The organism is Streptomyces sp. ActVer (assembly GCF_027270795.1).
GTDB lineage: Bacteria > Actinomycetota > Actinomycetes > Streptomycetales > Streptomycetaceae > Streptomyces > Streptomyces umbrinus_A.
On sequence record NZ_JAPWHT010001048.1, the window covers coordinates 1 to 505 of the forward strand.

Annotated in this window: 1 pseudogene; it reads right to left on the reverse strand. The window is 75.2% G+C overall.

From position 1 onward, the window contains the following. Positions 1-505: pseudogene (locus O3Q52_RS54065) on the reverse strand (DNA polymerase III subunit gamma and tau); the annotation flags it as partial.

The window sequence follows — 505 nt, forward strand, 5'->3', positions numbered from 1 at the left end:
GCCGAGGAGGCCGGCCGGGGAGCCGGAGCCGCCGGCTGCTGCTGCGGGGCGGGGCGCGGCGCCGCCGGAGCCGGGGCGCCCCCAGCCCCGTAACCACCGCCGTAACCGGACCCGGGGCCGGGCGCGGGCGCCGGTGCCGAACCGCCGGACGGGTCGACGACCGCCTCGACCTTCCAGTGCACGTTGAACAGCTCGGTCAGCGCCTGCTTCAGCACCTCTTCGCTGCCGCTGCTCGCGAAGTTGTCCCGAGCGCCCGCGTTGACGAAACCGATCTGGAGGGTCGTGCCGTCGAAGCCGGTCACCTGCGCGTTCTGGCTGAGCAGGATCCAGGTGAAGCGGCGACGGTTCTTCACCGCCTCCAGGATGTTCGGCCACAGCATGCGGGGATCGGGGCCACCACTGGGCGGAGGGGAGGCGTACGCAGCCGCCGGTGCGGGGGCCTGCGTCTGAGGCCGGGCGGCCTGGGCCGCGGGCGGGCCGGGCACCGCGGACGGTGTCCATGGGT